The 20,863-nt window shown below is 62.6% G+C and carries 20 protein-coding genes; 3 read left to right on the forward strand and 17 right to left on the reverse strand.

The window, feature by feature from the left end; all coding sequences use genetic code 11:
* Window positions 1-19: 19 nt before the first annotated feature.
* From EH165_RS15445 to EH165_RS09885, 3 genes are all read left to right on the forward strand, one after another.
* The gene (locus EH165_RS15445) at window positions 20-178 is read left to right on the forward strand and encodes a DUF5679 domain-containing protein (protein ID WP_164479181.1); all 159 of its coding nucleotides are present in this window, start codon (window positions 20-22) and stop codon (window positions 176-178) included.
* Window positions 179-325: 147 nt separating this feature from the next.
* On the forward strand, window positions 326-1,639 hold the full coding sequence (locus EH165_RS09880; protein WP_124799309.1) for a hypothetical protein: 1,314 nt from the start codon (window positions 326-328) through the stop codon (window positions 1,637-1,639).
* Window positions 1,640-1,791: 152 nt separating this feature from the next.
* On the forward strand, window positions 1,792-3,111 hold the full coding sequence (locus EH165_RS09885; RefSeq protein ID WP_124799310.1) for an ABC1 kinase family protein: 1,320 nt from the start codon (window positions 1,792-1,794) through the stop codon (window positions 3,109-3,111).
* A 314-nt stretch (window positions 3,112-3,425) separates the two neighbouring features.
* On the opposite strand, the gene EH165_RS09895 is transcribed toward EH165_RS09885, so the two are convergent.
* From EH165_RS09895 to dnaJ, 17 genes are all read right to left on the reverse strand, one after another.
* On the reverse strand, window positions 3,426-3,701 hold the full coding sequence (locus tag EH165_RS09895; protein ID WP_124799312.1) for a WhiB family transcriptional regulator: 276 nt from the start codon (window positions 3,699-3,701) through the stop codon (window positions 3,426-3,428).
* Window positions 3,702-3,850: 149 nt separating this feature from the next.
* Complete coding sequence (locus tag EH165_RS09900) at window positions 3,851-4,072, reverse strand: hypothetical protein (protein ID WP_124799313.1); 222 nt, start codon at window positions 4,070-4,072, stop codon at window positions 3,851-3,853.
* A gap of 246 nt (window positions 4,073-4,318) precedes the next feature.
* Window positions 4,319-4,675 (reverse strand): HRDC domain-containing protein, encoded by a 357-nt coding sequence (locus EH165_RS09905; protein ID WP_164479182.1) that lies wholly within the window; start codon window positions 4,673-4,675, stop codon window positions 4,319-4,321.
* 26 nt (window positions 4,676-4,701) lie between these two features.
* A complete protein-coding gene (locus EH165_RS09910; RefSeq protein WP_124799315.1) occupies window positions 4,702-6,570 on the reverse strand; it encodes an ATP-dependent helicase in 1,869 nt (622 codons plus the stop codon).
* A gap of 68 nt (window positions 6,571-6,638) precedes the next feature.
* On the reverse strand, window positions 6,639-7,664 hold the full coding sequence (gene nudC / locus EH165_RS09915) for an NAD(+) diphosphatase (protein ID WP_124799316.1): 1,026 nt from the start codon (window positions 7,662-7,664) through the stop codon (window positions 6,639-6,641).
* Window positions 7,661-9,169, reverse strand: coding sequence for a M16 family metallopeptidase (locus EH165_RS09920; RefSeq protein WP_124799317.1), 1,509 nt, complete (start codon window positions 9,167-9,169; stop codon window positions 7,661-7,663). The genes nudC and EH165_RS09920 overlap by 4 nt, the downstream gene beginning before the upstream one ends.
* Window positions 9,169-10,428 carry a M16 family metallopeptidase gene (locus tag EH165_RS09925; RefSeq protein WP_124799318.1) on the reverse strand — a complete coding sequence of 420 codons (1,260 nt, stop codon included), beginning with the start codon at window positions 10,426-10,428 and terminating at the stop codon, window positions 9,169-9,171. Before EH165_RS09925 ends, EH165_RS09920 begins: the two co-directional genes overlap by 1 nt.
* A gap of 149 nt (window positions 10,429-10,577) precedes the next feature.
* Window positions 10,578-11,192, reverse strand: a complete 615-nt coding sequence (locus EH165_RS09930; protein WP_124799319.1) for a hypothetical protein — start codon at window positions 11,190-11,192, stop codon at window positions 10,578-10,580.
* A 90-nt stretch (window positions 11,193-11,282) separates the two neighbouring features.
* Window positions 11,283-12,710: a M20/M25/M40 family metallo-hydrolase gene (locus EH165_RS09935; RefSeq protein ID WP_124799320.1), complete on the reverse strand. Its 1,428-nt coding sequence runs from the start codon at window positions 12,708-12,710 to the stop codon at window positions 11,283-11,285.
* 59 nt (window positions 12,711-12,769) lie between these two features.
* A complete protein-coding gene (era, locus tag EH165_RS09940; RefSeq protein WP_124799321.1) occupies window positions 12,770-13,675 on the reverse strand; it encodes a GTPase Era in 906 nt (301 codons plus the stop codon).
* A complete protein-coding gene (locus EH165_RS09945; protein ID WP_124800440.1) occupies window positions 13,672-15,117 on the reverse strand; it encodes a hemolysin family protein in 1,446 nt (481 codons plus the stop codon). The genes era and EH165_RS09945 overlap by 4 nt, the downstream gene beginning before the upstream one ends.
* Before the next feature lie 8 nt (window positions 15,118-15,125).
* Complete coding sequence (ybeY, locus tag EH165_RS09950) at window positions 15,126-15,725, reverse strand: rRNA maturation RNase YbeY (RefSeq protein WP_124799322.1); 600 nt, start codon at window positions 15,723-15,725, stop codon at window positions 15,126-15,128.
* Window positions 15,722-16,801, reverse strand: coding sequence for a PhoH family protein (locus EH165_RS09955; RefSeq protein ID WP_124800441.1), 1,080 nt, complete (start codon window positions 16,799-16,801; stop codon window positions 15,722-15,724). Before EH165_RS09955 ends, ybeY begins: the two co-directional genes overlap by 4 nt.
* A gap of 286 nt (window positions 16,802-17,087) precedes the next feature.
* Window positions 17,088-18,107 carry an HIT domain-containing protein gene (locus EH165_RS15815; protein ID WP_206425899.1) on the reverse strand — a complete coding sequence of 340 codons (1,020 nt, stop codon included), beginning with the start codon at window positions 18,105-18,107 and terminating at the stop codon, window positions 17,088-17,090.
* A 47-nt stretch (window positions 18,108-18,154) separates the two neighbouring features.
* Complete coding sequence (locus EH165_RS09970; RefSeq protein ID WP_124799324.1) at window positions 18,155-18,946, reverse strand: alpha/beta hydrolase family protein; 792 nt, start codon at window positions 18,944-18,946, stop codon at window positions 18,155-18,157.
* Between the two features lie 5 nt (window positions 18,947-18,951).
* The gene (locus EH165_RS09975) at window positions 18,952-19,710 is read right to left on the reverse strand and encodes a 16S rRNA (uracil(1498)-N(3))-methyltransferase (RefSeq protein WP_239020522.1); all 759 of its coding nucleotides are present in this window, start codon (window positions 19,708-19,710) and stop codon (window positions 18,952-18,954) included.
* Window positions 19,707-20,846, reverse strand: a complete 1,140-nt coding sequence (gene dnaJ, locus EH165_RS09980) for a molecular chaperone DnaJ (RefSeq protein ID WP_124799325.1) — start codon at window positions 20,844-20,846, stop codon at window positions 19,707-19,709. The genes EH165_RS09975 and dnaJ overlap by 4 nt, the downstream gene beginning before the upstream one ends.
* Window positions 20,847-20,863 lie beyond the last annotated feature (17 nt).

Raw genomic sequence — 20,863 nt, forward strand, 5'->3', positions numbered from 1 at the left:
TCTCATGGGAGGCAACAACATGGCACAGACCTATAACGGTTACTGCGTGAAGTGCAAAGAAAAGCGTGATTTCGAGGGCGAAGCCGTCGAGACCAATGGTCGCCGGATGGCCAAGGGGATCTGCCCTGTCTGCGGTACCAAAATGAACCGCATCCTGGGCAAGGAAAAGACTGAATAGCTGATTCGTCTCCGCTCGCACCCCAGGCTGGGCTGCGCGCGATGATCGACGATGCGGCGCCGGTGTGTCCTATCAGGCCAGCCCGATGTGGACAACTCCGGCGCCGCGCTTCGCCCTGTGTCAGTCTCTGGACAAGGGGGAAACACCATGGACAGTTTGGATCTACTCGACCCAGCCGCAAGGCTCCGTTTGGCGCCCGGCCTATGCGTGGTCCAGCGATCAGAATCTATTCTGCAAATCGGCAGCGAGGCGCCTAGATGCGCGCTGGTTCGCAACGCTCCCCGAAACGCTGCCAAGGTGCTCGCTTCCCTTGATGGAATGAGTTCCATCGCCGAATTAATCAATCGTCTCGGCCCGTGCCCAGATTTTGATGACGCGGGCTGGCAAGTTCTCCTCTCGGATCTCGTTGACGCCGGCTACCTCCTTGTGGCGGGAAAATCCGAGAGACCGTCGCACCGACCCGACACCGCGACAGTGGCTCCAGAACATGAACAGCTCGCCCTTCTGGCTGGCCCTTCGCGAGCATCACTGGCGATGCGCAACCGCCGCGAGGCCGTCATTCAAATCCTTGGAGCGGGCCGCATAGCAGCATCCGTCGCGTCTCTGCTCGCAAACGCCGGAGTCGGGCGTATCCACCTCAACCCAGACAGGCCGCTGCGCCCTACCGATGTCTGCGCCGCGGGAGTGGGGCATCCGCCGACTCCAGCTCACGCGACTAGGACGAAACGAACCGCCGTCGATCTGGCAGCAGGATCCGAGGTAAGGACTGAGACTGGCGAGGCCACGGGTGCTGACCATGTTGACCGTGCGGGTTTGCTCGGGCCCAGCACCTCGCGACAAGCCCCACTTCGGGACCCTCGCAACCCGGTGCGCCCCGATCGTGTGACAAGTCCGCGCATCGAACCAGTTGCTAGCGCCCGGGTGTCATTGGCCGAAGTGGTTCACCGCGTAGCCCCCCTGGTAGCGACCCATGCGCCAAGCGGATACGTGCCGGCGACTTTGGTAGTGATAGCCGGCGATGGGCCACCCGATCCAGCACGGGTGAGTGATTTGATGGAGCGAGGTATCCCGCATTTGGCGATCCGCGCGGGCTCACTTCGAGGGGTCGTGGGTCCGCTGGTGCTGCCGCGCCGCACCGCCTGCCTCACGTGCACAGACTTACATCGAACGGCAATGGACCCGGGGTGGCCGCTGGTCAGTCTTGCGCTGACACACTCGCACGCCGTGCCAACGGCGGTAATGACCGCAGCAGTGGCGGCGGCCAGTGCCGACCAAATTCTGCATTTTCTCGACGGTATAGCTACCCCCGAGACAGTCGGGGGAACACTGGAATTCCAAGCTCAGCAGTGGCAACCGCGCCGGCGCTCCTGGGATCTGCACCCGGACTGCCGGTGCCAATCCCCCGCCGTGCGGCCAACGGTTCAGCCACCGAAAATAAGCCAGAAGAAACCCTTGGGCTAGCCGAAACTCCAGTGCAGGCTGCAGCAGAAGACGGCAGCAAAAACTCCGGGAAAGACGTCGGGACACTGAAATAGCAACCGCCGGTAAGCCTCCGACCTGCGGCGGCGGGCGTGTCCCACCCACCCGAGGCCAGGACGGTCCACAATGGGAGGGTGTCCGACATTCCACAGGGTTCACTGAACCGAAGCGCAAAGCTGGCAAGCCTCCCGATTTCGGCCGCTGGTCGCGCCACCAAGGGCTTTGGTCAACGTCTTCTGGGTAAGGACAGGGCTGAAATCAGCGCTGAAATGCAGCGCCGCACCGCCGAGCAGCTATTCGAAGTGCTCGGCACCCTCAAGGGCGGCGCCATGAAATTCGGCCAAGCACTGAGCGTCTTCGAAGCCGCCCTCCCCGAGGAGGCGGCAGCGCCGTACCGCGCTGCTCTCACCAAGTTGCAAAATAGTGCGCCGCCGATGGATGGAGCCACCGTTCGGTCCATCATGGCCGAACAACTTGGCACTGGGTGGCCCCAATATTTTCGCGACTTCGACGACACGGCGGCCGCGGCCGCGAGCATCGGCCAGGTGCATCGGGCGATATGGCGAGATGGTCGCGATGTCGCAGTCAAGCTCCAGTACCCCGGCGCTGCGCAGGCGTTAACGGCTGATATGAACCAACTCTCGAGGCTCAGCAGGTTGATGACGCCCCTGTTGCCGGGCATCGAAGTGAAGCCGCTCATGGCCGAGCTGAAGGTGCGGATTCTCGAGGAAATTGACTATGCGGCAGAGGCTGCCAACCAACGTGCGTTCGCTGCGGCCTACGCGGACGATCCCGAAATTTATGTTGGCAAGATTGTTGCCAGCGCTCCCAAACTCATTGTCTCCGAATGGGTCGAGGGCCGCGGATTTGCCTCGATTATTGAGAGCGGGACGCCCGAGGAGCGAAACCTCGCTGGCCGCTTGATGTCTGAACTGCACTTCTCAGCGCCCACCCGCGTTCACCTCCTACACTCGGACCCACATCCCGGTAACTACATACTCCGGGACGATGGGCGTCTTGGCGTCATCGACTTTGGGTCAATCGCTCCGATGCCGAACGGGTCACCGCCGATTATCGGCACTTTGGCGCGCCTTTCAATTCAAGGTGATGCAGAGCGCTTGGTGACGGGGCTGCGAGCAGAGGGCTTTATCCCCGCCAACTTCGATCCAGACCCTGATGTCCTGATGGCGTACTTGGTTCCCTACGTTGAGCCGTTGCGGCACGAGATCTTCCATTTCACCCGCGCCTGGATGCAAGAGCTCGGGGCCAGGATGAGCGACTTTTCCAGTGCTGAAGTAAAAATGGCGCGACGCCTCAATCTGCCGCCGTCCTACTTGATGATCCAACGAGTCACGCTGGGCTCCATTGGGGTGCTCTGCCAACTCGACGCTAGGGCTCCCTTTCGCGACATCGTGGCACGATGGCAACCAGGTTTTGCCCAAGATCCAGCCTGAGCGGGATTCCGAAGCACCAGCCCCACGTTGAAATTTGCCCTGGCGTCTCAAGAAAGTGGCTTGGACCAAAATTGCGGGTCCAGCTTTGCCTCAATCGACCGGACGTTGGCCCTAGCGCACTCGTCGCAGGACCACCACTCGACCCCGGGGGACCGGACGTCCCGCTCCAGAGACCACGTCAGGGCACTCTCCGTGCTCGTCTTGCCGCATGCATTACAGGTCCTCAATTCCATGCGGCCCAGCGTAGGCGGCCAGCCCGCCCTGGGCGGACCGCCTACCGGACCGTGCGCCCGCATGATGCAGCCAGGCTTCTCTCACGCAGCGATCTTTCTCGGCCGACCGCGAGGGCGCTTGCGCGCGATAACTATGCCCTGGTCGAAGATCTCGCCGCCCCATACGCCCCAGGGCTCCTGACGTTCAAGAGCGCGTTCTAGGCACAGTGCTCGCACCGGGCAGTCGATGCACAGCATTTTGGCGAGTTCCAATTCATTCGGCAGTTCGGCAAAGAAAAGATCTGGATCTCCTTCGTGACACGGAAGATCGCCGACGAGCGAGAGGTCCTCGCTCTCGCGGATGGGTAGGTTCAGCATTCGCTGATCACCTCCAAGGTTGGTAGTTGTGTCTCCGCGCCCTCCGGCCGGAACTTACAAAAAAAGCGGGTGCCGGTAGGTGAAAACACAACGGCCGCGGCAACCCTTTTCAGGTTGATCCGCGGCCGAAGGTGAGATTCAGATGTGCTCTAAGTGAGCAACTCTCCCCTACACCGACGGGTGCTGACATTGGCCTGCGGTCGCGTGCGAACGTGCTCACCGGTGGTGGAGCCCAGTTCAGGCGTGCCTACACCGCTGAGATGCTCGACCACCCAGCGCTGGCTGGCGCAGTTCTGTCCTGCGACGCGGGAGAGCCCGGCAACGGGCGAGACTCCGGCAGCGCCGATCTCATTGTGGATATAAATGTTCATTGCCGTCCCTCCGTTCACTCGGGCCCATCCCTGGCAGGGGCGGCCTTTGAAAGTATGCCGCGCAGTAGCAGCGGCTCGAGATGCACACTATGGCGACTCGAGCCGCGGGCGCAACTGAATTAAATACCTTTCTTCAGCAAAACGCCGCCCTTCGGCCCCTCCGCGCAGACGCGCAGGCATCCACTCACTGATGAGGACTGATACACGTTGCTGCGCCATCGATTCGGACTGCTGAGCGCGTCCGCTCTAACTCGTTTTGGTAGCAGCCCTTTTGATGCTCTTCGCCACCATCGCAAGCACATCAGCGCCGAACGAATCCAACTTCACTCGTCCGATGCCAGGGATGGCAAGCAGCCCACCGTCGTCGAGAGGGCTGCGCTCGGCGATGGCCTGCAGGGTGACGTCGGTGAATATGACATACGGCGGCACCGACTTTTCGCTCGCCAACGTTCTGCGCCACGCCTTGAGTTCGTCCAGTAGGTCCGGATCTGCTGTGGAAGGACAATTCGCGCACCGGCCGGTCTTGATTTCGGCGGGCGTGTTGAGTGGCCCGGTGCAGAATCGGCAGCGACCAGGTGCTGCGCGGCCACCGGCTTTGCTCACCGGTGGCGACTCAGGCGCCAGACCGTTCAGAAACCTACTGCGCCGTCTCGTTTTTCGGCCACCCTCGGATCGGGACAGCCCCAAGAGAGGAACAGCTGTTGCTTGGCCCTGGTAACGCCGACATAAAAGAGGCGCCGTTCCTCCTCGACTTCCTCCGGGGTCTCAGCATGCTGGATAGGCATGGTTCCGTCCGTGAGTCCGACGAGGAACACTGCCTCCCATTCCAAACCTTTGGCTGCATGCAAAGAGGCGAGGGTCACGCCTTCAACGGTGGGCGCGTGCTGCGCTTCTGCCCGCTGATTCAGTTCGGCAACTAACTCCCCCAGCCCTGCTTGCGGATCGGCGTCGGCGAGGCCCTCTGCCACCCCAACGAGCGCGACCAACGCGTCCCATCGATCGCGCAGCGCGCCCGGCGCTGGCGCGGTGTCGGTAAGACCGACCGTTTGCAGCACGCGCTGGGTCAGCGGCACCAACGTGCTCGGCGCACCCGCGACGAGAATCCGCGCGGGGCTCACGCGGGCGGTGCCAATCGACGTACCGGCGCCTGCTGACCTATCCGTACCGGAAAGCGCAGAGTCGACGGCTGCCACCTGCCCGCTGCTTGCCAGTCCCGCAGAAACTGACCCTGCAGCGTCTAACCCTGCAGCGTCTAACCCTGCAGTGTCTGAACCTGCAGCAACTGATTCCGCAGCCTGGCGCAACGCCATCATTGCTTGGCGAACTTCGGCCCGCGCGAAGAAGCGTTCACCACCCCGCACCAGATATGGCACACCCGCTGTCGCAAGTGCTTGCTCAAAGACCTCGGATTGCGCGTTAATCCGGTACAGCACGGCGATCGAGGCAGCCGACATGCCCGCAGCGATCATTGCTTGGCACCGCTGAGCTACGGTGCGGGCCTCAGTGGCCTCATCGGGGTGTTCGGAGTAGACCGGCTCCGGACCGTCAGGCAGGACCGGCCGTAACCGTAGACGCAACTTTGCCGAAGGTCCTGTGGCACCCGCGATCACCCGGTTGGCAAGGGTCACCACCTGCGGTGTGGAACGGTAATCGCGTTCAAGACGGACAATCGCGGCGTGCGGATATTTCCGATCGAAATTCAACAGGTATTTTGGAGACGCTCCGGCAAAGGAATAGATGGTCTGGTTCGCATCGCCCACCACGGTCAATTGGTCGCGGCCGCCCAGCCAGGTATCTAAGACCCGCTGCTGCAGTGGCGTCACATCTTGGTACTCGTCGACGACGAAACACCTATAGCGGGAACGGAATTCGCGAGCCACAGCTTCGTCCGCATCAAGAGCACCGCACATATTCAGCAGGATGTCGTCAAAATCGAGTTGTCCCGATGCGTCCTTGGCCTGTTCATAGGCGTCGAATGCTGCGGCGATGACGGCGGCGTCAAGCGGGGTGTCCCGCTTGACCTTCGCGACCCCGGACACGTACGTGCCGGGAGTCAGCAATGTCGCTTTGGCCCACTCGATCTCGCTGGCTAGGTCTCGCAAAGTTGCCACGTCGGTGCCGGTGCCTACTCGACGCGAGGCAACCGCCACCAGCCGAAGTTTCTGCTCGATAACGGGTCGGACCTGCTCGCCCGTGACCTTCGGCCAGAAATAGCGAAGCTGCCGGAGCGCCGCGGCGTGAAAAGTTCGGGCTTGAACTCCCGGAACGCCGAGATCGCGCAACCGAACCCGCATCTCGCCCGCGGCTCTCGTCGTGAACGTCACAGCAAGGACTTCGCCCGCCGGATGCGCTCCCGATTGCACGAGCTGCGCAATGCGATGGGTGATGGTCCGCGTCTTTCCCGTTCCAGCCCCGGCAAGGACGCACAGCGGGCCGGAGGGAGCAAGAACCGCAGAGCGTTGCTCGTCGTCCAAGCCAACTAATGGGTCCGAAATCATGATTCCATGCTCGCACACGTGTACGACAAATCACCGCAACTATCCACAGGAGAGGCCAGAATTCGCAATCAGCCCGTCGCCCACCCGTCGATGAGTTGGCGTGCAATTGAAACCGCGGACGGCAGAATGAGCCCCTCTACGCCGCCGCCGGCGGCCAACGCTTCGCGAACCCTGTCTCGGCTGACCCATTGCGCCTTCTCGATCTCGCCGGGACGAGGGGTGAGTTCTGCACCAATCTGTGCCTTCGCCGCAAAACCGACCATCAACGAACGGGGAAACGGCCACGGCTGCGATCCGAGGTAGTTGACCTCTGAAACGGCAACTCCCACCTCTTCGCCGACCTCCCTGATCACGGTCGCTTCCAGGGACTCCCCAGCCTCCGTAAAACCGGCGAGTATCGAATATCTGTCGACAGGCCAGCTCGGCTGCCGCGCCAAGACACAGTGATCCGCGCCATCATGGACCAGCATGATGACTGCCGGATCAGTCCGCGGAAACTCAACATGGCCCTGTTCGCAAGTTCGTGTCCACCCCGCGGCGGAAGGTCGGTTGGGCAACCCGCAGCGGGGACAAAACTGCGCCATGGCGTGCCACGTCAGCACCGCGGTGGCCGAAGTCAAAAGCCCTGATTCGGTGTCGGAAAGGATGCCACCCCACTGCCGCAGCCCGCCGCCTGTGCGCCCCCACCCGTCGTCGAACGCGCGATCAGTTGCTTCCACTTCGCCGGGCAGCGCCCAATGATCAATGCCGTCAACGGTTCCCAACAGCACGGCATCTGCCGGAACCGTGGGCGCCATCTCCAAAGCATCGCTGTAACGCAGGTGTACTGACGTTCCGTCGGTGTCTGCTGCTACCCGACCGTTGCTGTCTACGATCAGCACCTTGGCTCTGGGCCATTCGTGCTCTATTCGTTCTGGGTTGCGTTGGTCCTCGCCCCGATCCGCCGTCCCTCTGGACAACACCGGCTCCACCGGGCGTCGAAGCCAACCGCTGGCCTCCGCGCTCAATGCCGCAGCTGCGAGGCTCGAAACGCCCACCTCGCCGAGGCTTTCGTCGCCGGCATTTTCGCCGACTGGGCTGTAGGGAGAGGTCATGGCAGGTCCACGCCGCCGATGCTGGCAAGCTCGGATCCCATGGCGCTCAGATCGCCGACCACCACACCCATAAACGCTGACGGTGCAAAAATGACCCTCGCCATCGCGTGGACCTCGTCGGCAGTGACAGTTGCCAAGCGGTGTTGATGCGCAACCAACCACTGCGCATCGAGGCCCGAGCCGGCTAAGGACGACAACATCGAGGCATACCCCGACTGGGTGGCCAACGACGCCGCCAAGGTTCCCAACGCGTAGCTACGCGCCGATTCCACCTCCGCAGATGTCGGCGCTACCAGGGCGATCCGCCCAAGTTCGTAGCGCGTTTCCCATAGTGCTGCGGCAGTGGATTCAGTGTTGCTGTCGAATGCAATGGTGAGAGCGGCTGCTCCGGGCCAGAACTCGACTCCTGATCGCGCACTGTAGGTGTATCCCTTATCTTCTCGAATGTTCTCCACCAATCTCGAAGAGAAATATCCGCCGTAGATCAGGTTGGCCAGCTGCTGGGCTGCGTACCCCTCGTGGTCTCGCCCCACCGCAGCGCCCGAGAGACGGACCTGCGACTGGACCGCCCCCGCCTTGTCGTATGCACTTATCGAGCCGGGTTCTACCGCCGGGGGACTCGCCATCTGCTGCGCGGTGCGGTCCGATTGCCACGGCTCGAGAGCCTTGGCCAACAGTCGAAGCGCCGCCGCGGGCTGCAGATCCCCCACCATCACCAAGGTCGCCCCCGCAGGGACCACGCTTCGCTGGTGGAGGGACCTCACCACGGCAGGTGTCACGAGAGCCACGTCAGCCGCTTCTGGCATATCCCAGGCTGCGGGGTGGTCGCCAAATCGCGCGCGCTGCAGATGACGGTTCGCCACCACTCCTGGCTGCGCTGAAGCGATTAGCAAATGCTCAACAAGGCGATCCCGTTCTCCAGCAACATCTTTGGCACGGTAGGCGGCGCCAGTAAGGGTATCGGCAAGCACATCGACCAGCACACCTATTCCGGTGGACAACACCGAGCCCGCGAACACCAACCGCTGCGCGTCAACGGATGCGCCCAGGTGCCCGCCGACAGTTGCCAACTCAGCGTCCACCCCTTCGCGGTCCCGACGTTTGGTTCCCAGCATCACACTCGCTGCCAGAACTTCCGCTCGGGCCGCATGGGTCCCTGCCGCAGAAGCCTTACCGCCGAAAGGGATTCGCAGCCGCAGCTCGACCAGTGGCGTTCCCGCTTTGCGCGCCACGATCACCCTCAGCCCCGACTCCAGCACGAGCTCGGAGACCTTGGTCTGAGACCTCCGGACCGGCGACGTCAGCTCCGGAATAGTCCGCGGCCCGCCGGCGGTGATACCAATCTGCGCAGCTGTTCGAGCAGGCACACTCCTCGCGGCCCGCCGTCGTGGCAAGGCAGTCTTGGCCGATGTAGCTTTCGACGAAGCAGCCCTCGCACCAGCGTCCTCGGGCACAGTGGCCTTCGCTGCACTCGTTGCAACGGTGGTAGTGCGAGCGCGGGCCATCAGCGCGTTCCTTCCGGGTTGATGCGCAGTACTGCGCGACGCTGGGGGTCTAAAGAGCTTGCTGCCACGGCAATCTCGGTGGGCGTGATCTCCGCGAAGATGCCGGGGATTTCGTTGATCAGCTCGGCGCGGGAGTGCAGCAGCTCCATCGACCCGAACGATCGCGTTCGAGTACCGATATTGTCGTTCTCACGGTAGAGAGCTGCGGTGAAACGTGCTGCTGCTCTCACGCATTCAGACTCGGTAGGACCATCCGCTGCGAGAGATGCAATTTGCTCGTCAGCTGCTGCGATCACTTCGGCGGCCGGGATATCGGGAGTGTGCAGCGCGCCGAGAACGAATACGTCGGGATCGCGCGCATCCAGCGGTCCTCCCATAATGCCAGGGCCAGCCCAGATCTCGGTGGCAAGTTGCTGGCGGGCAACGACGACTGACTGCAGCCGGGAAGCCTCACCTTCGGAGAGAATGGAGCCGAGCGCAACGTGAGCTAAGTAGCCGCGCAAGTCGGCCACCGGGTCTGGAAGCCGCCAGCCAACGGCGAAGGCAGGAGCGGGCGCCAGCGGATCCGTGATGTCTGCCTCCTTCACTCGGTCCGGCCACGGTTCCGCGAACGACGGACGCAGGGGTGCCGGCCGAAACGGTACGTCGCCAAAGTGGTGTTCCACCATGTCGCAAACGCGATCGGAATCGAATTCGCCACAGACCGTCAGCACCGCATTTGCCGGGGTGTAGTACTTTTCGAAAAAGTCGGCGCAGTCTTCTACAGTCGCTGCGCGCAGATCTTCGAACGCACCGTACCCGTCATGGGCGTTGGCGAAAGTATCAAACAACACCGGCGGCAGTGTGATCCAGGGAAAGCCCCCGTAGGGACGGCTGAGTACGTTGAGTCGAATTTCTTCGCTCACGACATCGACCTGATTGGCCAGGTTCTCTGCGGTAATTTTCGGCGCTCGCATCCGGTCCGCCTCGAGGAACAGACCGCGCTCCACTGCAGTGGCAGGCAGCACCTCAAAATAGTCGGTGTAGTCGGTGTGGGTGGAGCCGTTGAAGATGCCCCCCGAAGCTTGGACCAGCCGAAAGTGCTCAAGCTTGGGGAGGGACTCGCTTCCCTGGAACATAAGATGCTCGAAGAGGTGCGCAAATCCGGTGCGGCCCAATGGTTCCGAGCGAAATCCAACATCGTAGTGGACTGCCGCGCCGACCACACCCGCAGAATCATCCGGCGCAAGCACCACCCGCAGCCCGTTGGCTAACGTCATGCGGGAGATCGGATAATTGGCAGCCGGGATTCGGCTTCGCGTTTTCTTTGTTCCAGGAGAGGTCACTATTCCACTTTAGCGGCGCGAACTATCCGACTTGAGACGCGCCGGCTACCGAGCAATCCTCCTAGCCAACGCAGCACGGAGCGTCAGCTCCGGCTGATATCGCTATCGAAGAGATCGCCAAGTTCCGTAGGTGCCCCAGAGTCGAGGGATTCGACCGGCCCCGAAACTGCGGAAACCCCAGCAACACCAACAGGTGCAGCCTCAGGCATCACCACCGCTCGTTGAGCGCCCGCAGCTCGGCGGATTCGCGGCGCGACCTTCTTGTTTTCGCGAAGCAGTGTCAGCGCTGCGCCCGCCGCTATAACTCCGAGTATCAAAACACCGATGGGCAAAAGCTTTTGCGTCGTCGAAGCGGGCGGTTTCGTCGAGGTGCCGAACACCCTGGCCCTGGTTGGTTCCGACCTCAGGTACTCGACCAGGACGGATTGGTCCACGCGAAACCCGCACACGGCGATGTTGGCGCTAACGATCCCGGAGCTTGTATTCATATCGACTGCCGTGTTCGCACCAGCGACGGTGCAGGGCTGGCTTGCCGTCACAGTGGCATAAGCCTGCACTGGATCGGCTGAAATAGGATCAGTGCTGGATCGTAGACTCCACCACCAAGTGCCGAGCCCGACCACCAAAATCACGGCCAACAGGAACAAGGCGATGATCAACGGGTTGAGCCGCTGCTTTTTGCCGCCGTGCTTACCCATGCTTGTTGATCACTGTTCCTTTCCACCATGCCCGTTCTTCGCTTGGATCATGACATATGGTCGCCCATCTGGCCCCGAACCCGGCGCTCATTACCGTGCGATACCCGCGCGGCCAACGGCGGCGATTTCGGTCCAAAGATGCGCCACTGCCTCGCAGCCGCGAAAAAGCAGCGCCACTTCGGTGTTCTCGTTCGGCGCGTGAATCTGGTCGGAGTCGGTCATCACCCCAAGGAAGATCAGCGGTGCACCCATCGCCTCGGACAACTCGGCCTCCGGCCCGGACCCGCCTTCGCGCGTGAACAGCACGGGTTGATTATCGAAGGCGCGACTCAGCGCCCGCGCTCCCGCCACCGTTGCCGGGTGCGTGGTGTCGACGTAGAGCGGTCGCACTCCGCCCGCTTCCCAGTTCATCGTCACCTCGACGCCGGCGGGAGCTACAGCGGCGAAAAATTCCGTGACGGCAGTCCTGATCTGCTCGGGGTTCTGCTTTCCCACCAAACGAAAGGTCAGCTTGGCGAAGGCATCGGTCGGCACGATCGTCCTGCTACCGGGCCCGGTGTAACCGCCCCAGATTCCGTTGATTTCCGCAGTGGGGCGGGCGCCGATACGGTCGAGCGTCGACCAACCGCCCTCCCCCGCCGCGGCCCGGGACGCTGCTGGGCCGGTGACCCATGCATGCTCATCGAACGGCAGCGCAGCGGTCGCCGCAGCCTCCTGCTCTGTCGGTTCCACCACCCCGTCATAGAAACCGGGAATGGTGATGTGCCGGTCCTCGTCATGGATCCGGGAAAGGATGCGGGCGAGTTCGGTGATCGGGTTGGGAACGGCGCCACCGAACGAACCGGAGTGCAGGTCGATATCGGGGCCGTGGACGTGGAGTTCGCCGGCGACTAGGCCGCGCATTCCCACACACACGCTGGGCGTTTGCGCATTAAACATTCCGGTGTCGCTGACAACCACCAGGTCGGCATTCAGCTCAGCCGCGTGCGCGGTCAGCAGCTCGGAAATATGCGGCGAACCCGACTCTTCCTCCCCCTCCACAAACATCGTGAGGTGAACCGCCGGCGACGTCCGACCGGTCGCGGCAAGGTGGGCTTTGAGGCCGAGGACGTGCATAAAGATGTTGCCCTTGTCATCGCTTGCTCCGCGGCCGTGCAGCACACCGTCAATGACGCGCGGCTCGAACGGCGGGTATGTCCAGCGCTCCTCACCGTCAGCTGGCTGGACGTCGTGGTGGCCGTACACCACCACGTGCACGGCGTCCTTGTCATCGGACGGCCAATGCGCGTAAACGGCGGGAAGCGCCGAAGTCTCTTCCCACATCTGGACAGTGGGAAAACCTGTGCGGCGCAGGACATCTGCCAGAAACTGCGCACTGGCGGCCACGTCCGGGTGGTGGGCCGGATCAGCACTTACCGATGGGATACGCAGCCACTGCATGAGCTCTTCGAGCCAGGCAGCAGAGCCTTCCGAAACATGTCGTTGTTCTTCGCTGGTGCTGTGCGTTTCGACGGTCATACCTCGCACCTTAACCCGCGGGCACCGGCAAGATGTGTCCCCCTCGGGCCTGCCGCAGCTCAAGCATCGAAACCGAGCTTGCGCAACTGCTTGGGGTCGCGCTGCCATTCCTTGGCGACGGTCACGTGGAGATCGAGGTAGACCCGTGAGCCCAACAATTCTTCGATCTGGGTCCGCGAACTTCGCCCGACAGCGGCCAACTTTTCGCCGCCTTTGCCGAGCACGATCGCCTTTTGCGATTCGCGTTCCACGTAAATGGTGGCGAAGACGGTCAGCATTCCGGGCTTGCCTTCGCGCGGCAGAATTTCGCTCACGAGCGCGGCCAACGAATGCGGCAGCTCTTCCCTGGCTCCGTCCAAGGTGGCCTCGCGGATGATCTCGGCGATCCTGGTCTCCACCGGCTCATCCGTCACTTCCGCGTCCGGATACAGCCGCGGGCTAACGGGAATGTGCGTCACCATCAGGTCAAGCAGAGTCTGGACTTGGAAATCCGCCTTCGCCGACACCGGAATGATGTCGGCGAATGGTCGGATCCTTTCCAGCGCCATCAGCTGCGCCACCAACTGTTCGGGTTTGACCAGATCGGTTTTCGTGACAATCCCAATGACAGGCGTCTTACCCGCCTGTTCGGTCAGTTCCTCGGCGATACGCCGATCGCCCGGCCCAATCTTTTCATTGGCCGGGATGGTGAAACCGATAACGTCGACTTCACTCCACACCGTCCGCACCACTTCGCCCAGCCGTTCGCCCAGCAGCGTTCGCGGGCGGTGCATGCCCGGGGTGTCGACGATGATGAGCTGCGAGTCCTCGCGAGTGACGATTCCGCGGATCGCGCGCCTAGTGGTCTGCGGTTTGTCGGAGGTGATAGCGATTTTCTGCCCGACAACAGCGTTGAGCAACGTGGACTTGCCAGTATTGGGCCGCCCTACGAAGCAGCCGAATCCTGAGCGATGTTCGGAGCTCACTGCGTACGCACCCGCCGATTCTTGTCTTTACGCGATTGTTTGGTCTCTCCATTGTGGTCTGCACTGGGCTCAGTTGCAGCTACCAACTCGGAGCCTTCAGCTGATTCGTTCCCGGTACCGGCTTCCGGAGAAGGTTCCGGAGACGGTACCGGTTCGGCCAACTCCGCGGGCGTGAGCCGTCGCACCACAACGCTCTGGACACGAGGCCGGTTTCGCCTATCAAATCCTGGTTCGCCGCGAAGTAGGAGACCCTCGACCCAGGCTTCTGCTCCCGCCAACGGCACCCTGCCGAGCAGCTGACCCAGTAACCCGCCTACTGTCTCGACGTCCTCGCTCGGAAGTTCCACGTTGAAGATGTCGCCCAAGTCCTCCACGGAGAGTTTCGCCGATACGCGCACCGAGCCGTCGGCGAGATGCTCGATAGGGTCGGGGGTATCGGCGTCGTACTCGTCTGTGATCTCGCCAACGATTTCTTCAAGGATGTCCTCAATGGTCACGACGCCGGCGGCTCCGCCGTATTCGTCGATGACGACCGCGAAATGCGTGTGGTCTCGCTGCATTTCGCGCAGCAGGGCATCGACATTTTTTGATTCCGGGACGAATTGCGCCGCGCGCATCACTTCTGTCAGCGCCGGGCCGCTGGTCCCGGCCGGGAGATACAGAGCCCGCTTCACCATGTCCTTCAAATAGACGACACCCAGGATGTCGTCCGCGTTTTCGCCGATGACGGGGATCCGGGAGAAGCCCGACAGGTCACACAGGTGCAGTGCTTGGCGGACTGTCTTGTTGGATTCGATCCACACCACTTCGGTCCGTGGCACCATCACTTCACGAACAATCGTGTCGCCCAGGGCGAAGACCGACTGCAACATCTCGCGCTCTGTTTCTTCCACTACGCCGCGGTCGCCAGCCATATCCACCAGTTCGCGAAGTTCGATTTCCGAGGAAAACGGTCCTTCCCGGAATCCGCGGCCCGGAGTAATCGCGTTACCTCCCAGGATCAACACACTCGTCACCGGCGAGAGGATAGTGCCGAGGCCCTTCACCAAACCCGCTGATGCTAGTCCCACGTTGTAGGGGTGTTGCCGGCCCAGAGTCCTTGGCAGCACACCAATCACGACGTAGGACACTACGATCATGACGGCGATTACCACGAGGCCGACCAGGATGTTGAACCCAAAAATACTCAGTGCGACAGCCGAGACCAGCACGGTGGCAGTGAGTTCTGCTGCTACCCGGAGCAGCAACAACAAGTTGGTGTACCTGGGGCGATCGGACACGATCGTCATGAATGACGCTGCCCCCCGTCGGCCCTCGCGGTGTAGTTCCTCGACGCGGGCTGAAGACGCCATGGTGAAGGCGGCATCAGCTGCGGCGCAGAGGCCTCCCAAGGGCACGAGCGCGGCAGCGATGATCAGCAGTACGACGTCGGTGGCGTCCATCGCTGTTATCACCGGTTTGCCTCACCCGTAGCCTTCGCCTCGGGCACAGCAGACTCGGTGGGTGAGTTCGCGGGGACGGTGTCGCCGAGGCCAACGGTATCAAGCACCGCCGCATCCAACGCAGCGAATTTTGCCTTCGCCGCCCCTGTTGCTCGCACCTCACGCCAAGAATCGAGTAACTCGTTTTGCAGTCGGAACATTTCGCGTTCTTGGGATGCTTCCACGTGGTCGTAGCCCAGCAAATGTAAAATTCCGTGCACCGTCAGCAGGTGCAGTTCATCATCAAGGCTGTGGCCAGCCGACTTCGCCTGCTCCAGCGCAACGGCGGGACACAACACCACATCGCCGAGAAGGGCTGGCCCCGGTCCGCTCTCATCCGGGCGACGGGCGGTATCGAGCTCGTCCATCGGGAAGCTCATCACGTCGGTCGGACCCGGCTCGTCCATCCATTTGATGTGGAGTTCTGTCATAGCTTCCACGTCCATCAGCAGGATGGACAGCTCGGCAAGCACGTTGATCCCCAGTTCTCGGAGCGAGAACTTGGCAACTGACACCAATGCGGTCTCGTCTACGCCGACACCGGATTCGTTTGCAATTTCAATGCTCATGACGATTCAGCTTCTCCGGCGACGCGCTCCGTGAGCTCCGCAGCTTGCGCTGCCCGGGCCCGCCGCTGCGCTGCCCGCCGGCCCGAGACCTCGGCCACCGGCTGGTGAGGCTCGAACTGGGCTGGTCGGCCGGGCTGCCGATTTTGCACTAAAGGAAGTGGTTCCGCCGTCGCCGCGTCCCAGCGCTCGTAGGCTTCGACGATGCTACCGACGAGGCGATGCCGCACCACATCGGTCGATGTCAGAATCGAGAAGTGGACGTCTGCGACATCACGCAAAATATCGCGCACCACCTGCAGGCCAGACTTCTGACCACCCGGAAGGTCGATCTGCGTAACGTCTCCGGTGACAACGATCTTCGACCCGAAGCCCAGGCGCGTCAGGAACATCTTCATCTGTTCCGGGGTCGTATTCTGCGCCTCGTCCAAAATGATGAAGGCATCGTTGAGGGTTCGGCCGCGCATATACGCCAAAGGTGCGACCTCAATGGTTCCTGCCTGCATCAACCGAGGTATTGATTCCGGGTCCATCATGTCGTGCAATGCGTCGTAGAGCGGACGCAAGTAGGGGTCAATCTTCTCGTTGAGGGTGCCTGGAAGGAACCCGAGGCGCTCGCCGGCTTCCACCGCGGGCCGGGTCAAAATGATCCGGCTCACCTGTTTTGTCTGCAGGGCCTGGACCGCCTTGGCCATCCCCAGATAGGTCTTTCCAGTGCCCGCAGGCCCGATGCCGAAGGTGATGGTGTTCGCATCGATGGCGTCGACATACTTCTTCTGGTTTGCAGTTTTGGGGCGAATAGTGCGCCCGCGCCGGGAAACGATATTGAGCCCCAGCACTTCCGCGGGAGAGTCCGAACCGGCTGTCAACATGCTGATCGACCGGCGGATCGCATCCGGGGTGACGCGCGACCCGGAAGCCTGTACGTTCAGCAGCTCCTTGATGACGCGTTCGCCAAAAGCAACGTCCTTGGCCTGTCCGCGCAGCGTCATCCGGTTGCCGCGAACATGAATCTCTGCCTGAAGCTGTTCTTCCAGCTGTCGCAAGAGGGCATCCCGAAACCCTAGGAGCCCTTGCATATCCCGCTCTTGCGCCACGACGATAGTGGCTTCAATGCTCCCCGAAGAGCCCGAACGGGCAACTTCGAGCGGCGTGTCATTGTCTGAGATTTCCGACTCGCTGACTGCAAAAAAGTCGGAATCGGAAAGACCGCGGGCTTGGGCTGCGGCCGATTTTCTGTCCGGCACCTGGCGTACTGCCTACCTTCGTTGATCGTCTGGAGTGGCACGAGAATCGTGTATCCCCATCCTAACGGTGACCGCTCTGGCGAGTCACCGAGATTTACGCCTCCCAGGTCCGCTGCCACTAAAAACCTGGCATCCCTCGCCCCGCAAGAAGGTGCAAATGCGCGTGGAAGACCGTCTGGCCACCCTTCTCGCCGGTGTTGAAAATGAGCCGATAGCCATCACCCACACCTTCTTCGGCAGCAATCGACGCCGCCATTGAGATCAGCTGGGCAGCCGTCGCAGGCCTTGCGCAGGCAAGCTCAGCGGCGTTCGCATAGTGCTCGGTGGGGATCAGCAAAATATGGGTGGGAGCCTTGGGAGCGAGGTCGCGGAAAGCAAGGACGTCATCGCTACGGCTCACGATGTCGGCAGGAAGGTCGCCCGCAGCAATAGCGCAAAAAACACAGAATTCTCTCTCTTCAACACTCATAGCAGGTAACGCTAGTCGGCTACGGATTGACAGAGCGCGACGCTCCCTCTCACCTATTGGGGGCGATCTCACTGCCCGTTCCGAGAACCCACTGCAGCACGCTCGGCCACTCGCCGTAGCCATCACCCAACGCCAGATGCCCCTGTCCGCGCAACAGGTGCACCTTGACGCCCAAATCTTGCGCCCAGGCGACTCCCCCGCACCTGGGAAGTACTCATCATCATCATCGGTGACGACCACTTCCACCGCGCCACAGAGCGCAAGAGCCCGCGCAATCTCTTCATCATCCGTTGCCGGGTGAAACGCCGCGATTTCTGGGTGGGAGGCGAGCACCGCCGCAGATACGGGTGCTACCAACAGCACTCGGTCGAGAGGGAGGTGGTTGCCCGAGCGCAGCGCGCCGACGGCCAACCGGATGATGGCCCACGTCCCGAGACTGTGTGCGACGAGGACCCTGTGACCCGGTGGGAGCGCCGCCAAACCCTCTAGCGCCTGCCGGTCCCACACCCGTGGCGACGGTGTGTCGGGGTCTTCGAGCTGCGGGTATTCCACCGGAATAGCCAACTCGCGCAACGAGTTTGCCAATGTGTGCTGCCAATGTTCCGGAGGCCGACGATTGGTCCAGCCGTGCAAGATCAGGACACCGGACGGCGCGGGGGCGACTCTCATACCCGGTCAACTTACCCTCGGAGTCAACCCGCCGCGTAGCGAAAAGTTTACAGCATCGCGACGGCGGCATCCCGGCACACGGTCCATGCCGCGTCTTCGGGATCGATCAATTCGTAGTGCCCGACCCCGGGCAGCGGAACAAATCTGGCGGGGTCGCCAGCGAGAATCGCTGCCTCGACGTACAACTGCGATTGGCTGATCGGCACCTCGTCGTCCAAGTCGCCGTGGACGCACACGATCTGGGCTCCGTCGCCCACATGCGACATCGGTGAGGCGTGGTGATATTGCTGAGGGACGGAACCGGGCTGGCCGTTCATCATGTCGATAATGGCGCCGTTGCCAAGGTTCTCGGCCACGGCAGCCGCGAGGTCCAAGACGCCCGCTTGGCTCACGGCGCCGCGCAGCGGCACCCAGTTACTCGACGGGCCGATGGAACCAGCCGTGCCAAAGCGCAATGACGGGCGGTGCGCGAGCCACGCGGCGAGGTGGCCGCCCGCGGAGTGGCCGATAGCAACGACTTTGCTCAAATCCAAGCGACCGTCCGCCAGGTACTGACCGGAGGTGGCGAGCGCGTCGACTGCGCGGCTGACGTCAGCGAGCGTGCGAGGCCAACCGCCACCGCTCGCGCCGCCCACTCTGCGGTATTCGACAGCGGCGGCGGCGATACCCATTCCAGCAAGGTCCGCGGCCAGCGGTTCGGCGAGTTCCACGCCGTACTTGGACCGCCAGAAGCCGCCGTGGATTACCAGCACCACCGGCAACCGATCGCCAGTGGGTATATGCAGTTTCACGTGCTGGTCGGGGTGCGAGCCGTAGCTGTATTCGTGGACTTTCGTCATAGCGGCTACCGCCACCGTGGGGTCAGCGCGCCGAGAGCGCCCAATGCAACCGCGCCGGCCGTCGAGGTCCGGAGGACCTCGTGGCCCAGACGAACCGGTACCGCTCCGGCTTCGGTGAACTCCGCCACCTCGTCCGGGGAGATACCGCCCTCCGGGCCGATCACCAAGACGACATCGGTTACCGGAAATTCAATCTCGGTAATCGACTGAGATTGCGCTTCGTGCAGAAGGAGCGCCGTTCCGCCTCCCGCAATCGTGCTGGCGATAAGTATGGCCACCTGCCGGGAGGATGCCAGATCCCCGATGAGCGGGAACCACACCCGGCGCGACTGCTTTCCCGCTTCCCGCGCGACCGCCTGCCATTTATGGACGCCTTTGGCCGCCTTCTCCGGACTCCAGCGCGCTACGCAGCGGGACGCCGACCACGGGACAATCACGTCGACACCCGCCTCCGTCGCGAGATCGACCGCAAGATCACTGCGCTCCCCCTTGGGCAGCGCCTGCACAATAGTTACCCGTGGCGTGGCTTCGGGTTCGACTATCGCCTCCTGGCAAAGAAGAGACAGCTCGGCCTTGCCGACTGCGAATACCGTTGCACTGCACCAGCTACCGGCGCCGTCGGTAAGGATTAAAATCTCACCCACCCGCATCCGCCGCACGGTGGCGGCATGCCTGCCCTCGGCGCCGTCGAGAACAAACGCGCCCGCAGACGGCATCCGGGGCACCAGAAAATACGGCGCCCCGGCTGGGCGGGCGGTGATCACCGACCTACGAGCGAATCACGAATCCGGGAGAATATCGAGCCTTGGCTCCGCTCGGCCAGTTCTGCCTGTTCCTCGCCCCGAAGGCTGGCAAGTTCGCGGAGCAATTCGGCCTGACGTCCCTCGACCTTGGTCGGCGTGATGACCTCGATGTGAACGAATAAGTTGCCGGAACCAGTACCGCGCAGCCGCGGCATACCCTTGCTGCGGATGGTGAGGACCGTGCCCGACTGGGTGCCCGCCTTGATATCCAACTCTTCGGTGTCGAGCAGCGTGGTCAGCGTCATCGACGTTCCTAGCGCCGCGGCTGTCATCGGGACGTGCACCGTGCAGTGCAGATCGACTCCGTCGCGGGTGAACATGTCGTGCGGCTTTTCGCGAACTTCAACGTACAGGTCGCCGGGCGCGCCCCCGCCTGGTCCCACTTCGCCCTGGCCCGACATCCGCACGCGGATGCCTTCACCCACACCAGCGGGGATGTTGACTCGGACGCTGCGGCGCGTGCGCACTCGACCGTCCCCGTTGCACTGGCGGCACGGGTCGGGGATGACTTCGCCGAAACCCTTGCAGACGGGGCATGGCCGGGCAGTAACGACTTGACCGAGCAGCGAACGCTGGATTTGCTGGATCTCGCCGGCCCCCTTGCAGGTGTCGCACACCTGAACGGTGGTGCCTTCGGCCGTTCCCGCGCCCTGGCACATGCTGCAGATCGTCGCCGTCTCGACCGCGAGATCTTTGGCAACTCCCGTCGCGCACTCCTCCAGCGTGAGCTCAATCGGGATCAGCGCGTCGTCACCTTGCCGCACGCGTGATCTCGGCCCGCGCTGGCGGCCGCCGCCGCCGCCGAAGAAGGCGTCCATGATGTCGCCGAAGCCCATGTTGCCGAAGGGGTCTTGGCCTTGGCCGCTGGAGTTGCCGCCGGAACCCAACGGGTCGCCGCCAAGGTCAACGACCTGACGCTTCGCCGGGTCCGAGAGGACCTCGTAGGCGGAACTTACCTCTTTGAAGCGCTGCTGCGCCTCCGGATCCGGGTTGACATCCGGATGCAATTCGCGCGCTAGCTTGCGATAAGCGCGTTTGATCTCGTCGGCGGAGGCATCCTTGCGAACGCCCAACAGTCCGTAATAATCGCGAGCCACCCTCTGCACCACAAACC

It is taken from the genome of Nakamurella antarctica, from assembly GCF_003860405.1.
In the GTDB taxonomy this organism is placed as follows: domain Bacteria; phylum Actinomycetota; class Actinomycetes; order Mycobacteriales; family Nakamurellaceae; genus Nakamurella; species Nakamurella antarctica.

What these genes read in the sequence shown, in the direction of transcription:
- EH165_RS15445 (WP_164479181.1), top strand. Translation starts at nt 20, where the DNA reads ATGGCACAGACCTATAACGGTTACTGCGTGAAGTGCAAAGAAAAGCGT.
- EH165_RS09880 (WP_124799309.1), top strand. Translation starts at nt 326, where the DNA reads ATGGACAGTTTGGATCTACTCGACCCAGCCGCAAGGCTCCGTTTGGCG.
- EH165_RS09895 (WP_124799312.1), bottom strand. Translation starts at nt 3,701, where the DNA reads ATGCTGAACCTACCCATCCGCGAGAGCGAGGACCTCTCGCTCGTCGGC.
- EH165_RS09900 (WP_124799313.1), bottom strand. Translation starts at nt 4,072, where the DNA reads ATGAACATTTATATCCACAATGAGATCGGCGCTGCCGGAGTCTCGCCC.
- EH165_RS09910 (WP_124799315.1), bottom strand. Translation starts at nt 6,570, where the DNA reads ATGATTTCGGACCCATTAGTTGGCTTGGACGACGAGCAACGCTCTGCG.
- nudC (WP_124799316.1), bottom strand. Translation starts at nt 7,664, where the DNA reads ATGACCTCTCCCTACAGCCCAGTCGGCGAAAATGCCGGCGACGAAAGC.
- EH165_RS09920 (WP_124799317.1), bottom strand. Translation starts at nt 9,169, where the DNA reads ATGGCCCGCGCTCGCACTACCACCGTTGCAACGAGTGCAGCGAAGGCC.
- EH165_RS09925 (WP_124799318.1), bottom strand. Translation starts at nt 10,428, where the DNA reads ATGACGTTAGCCAACGGGCTGCGGGTGGTGCTTGCGCCGGATGATTCT.
- EH165_RS09930 (WP_124799319.1), bottom strand. Translation starts at nt 11,192, where the DNA reads ATGGGTAAGCACGGCGGCAAAAAGCAGCGGCTCAACCCGTTGATCATC.
- EH165_RS09935 (WP_124799320.1), bottom strand. Translation starts at nt 12,710, where the DNA reads ATGACCGTCGAAACGCACAGCACCAGCGAAGAACAACGACATGTTTCG.
- EH165_RS09945 (WP_124800440.1), bottom strand. Translation starts at nt 15,117, where the DNA reads ATGGACGCCACCGACGTCGTACTGCTGATCATCGCTGCCGCGCTCGTG.
- ybeY (WP_124799322.1), bottom strand. Translation starts at nt 15,725, where the DNA reads ATGAGCATTGAAATTGCAAACGAATCCGGTGTCGGCGTAGACGAGACC.
- EH165_RS09955 (WP_124800441.1), bottom strand. Translation starts at nt 16,801, where the DNA reads ATGCAAGGGCTCCTAGGGTTTCGGGATGCCCTCTTGCGACAGCTGGAA.
- EH165_RS15815 (WP_206425899.1), bottom strand. Translation starts at nt 18,107, where the DNA reads ATGAGAGTCGCCCCCGCGCCGTCCGGTGTCCTGATCTTGCACGGCTGG.
- EH165_RS09970 (WP_124799324.1), bottom strand. Translation starts at nt 18,946, where the DNA reads ATGACGAAAGTCCACGAATACAGCTACGGCTCGCACCCCGACCAGCAC.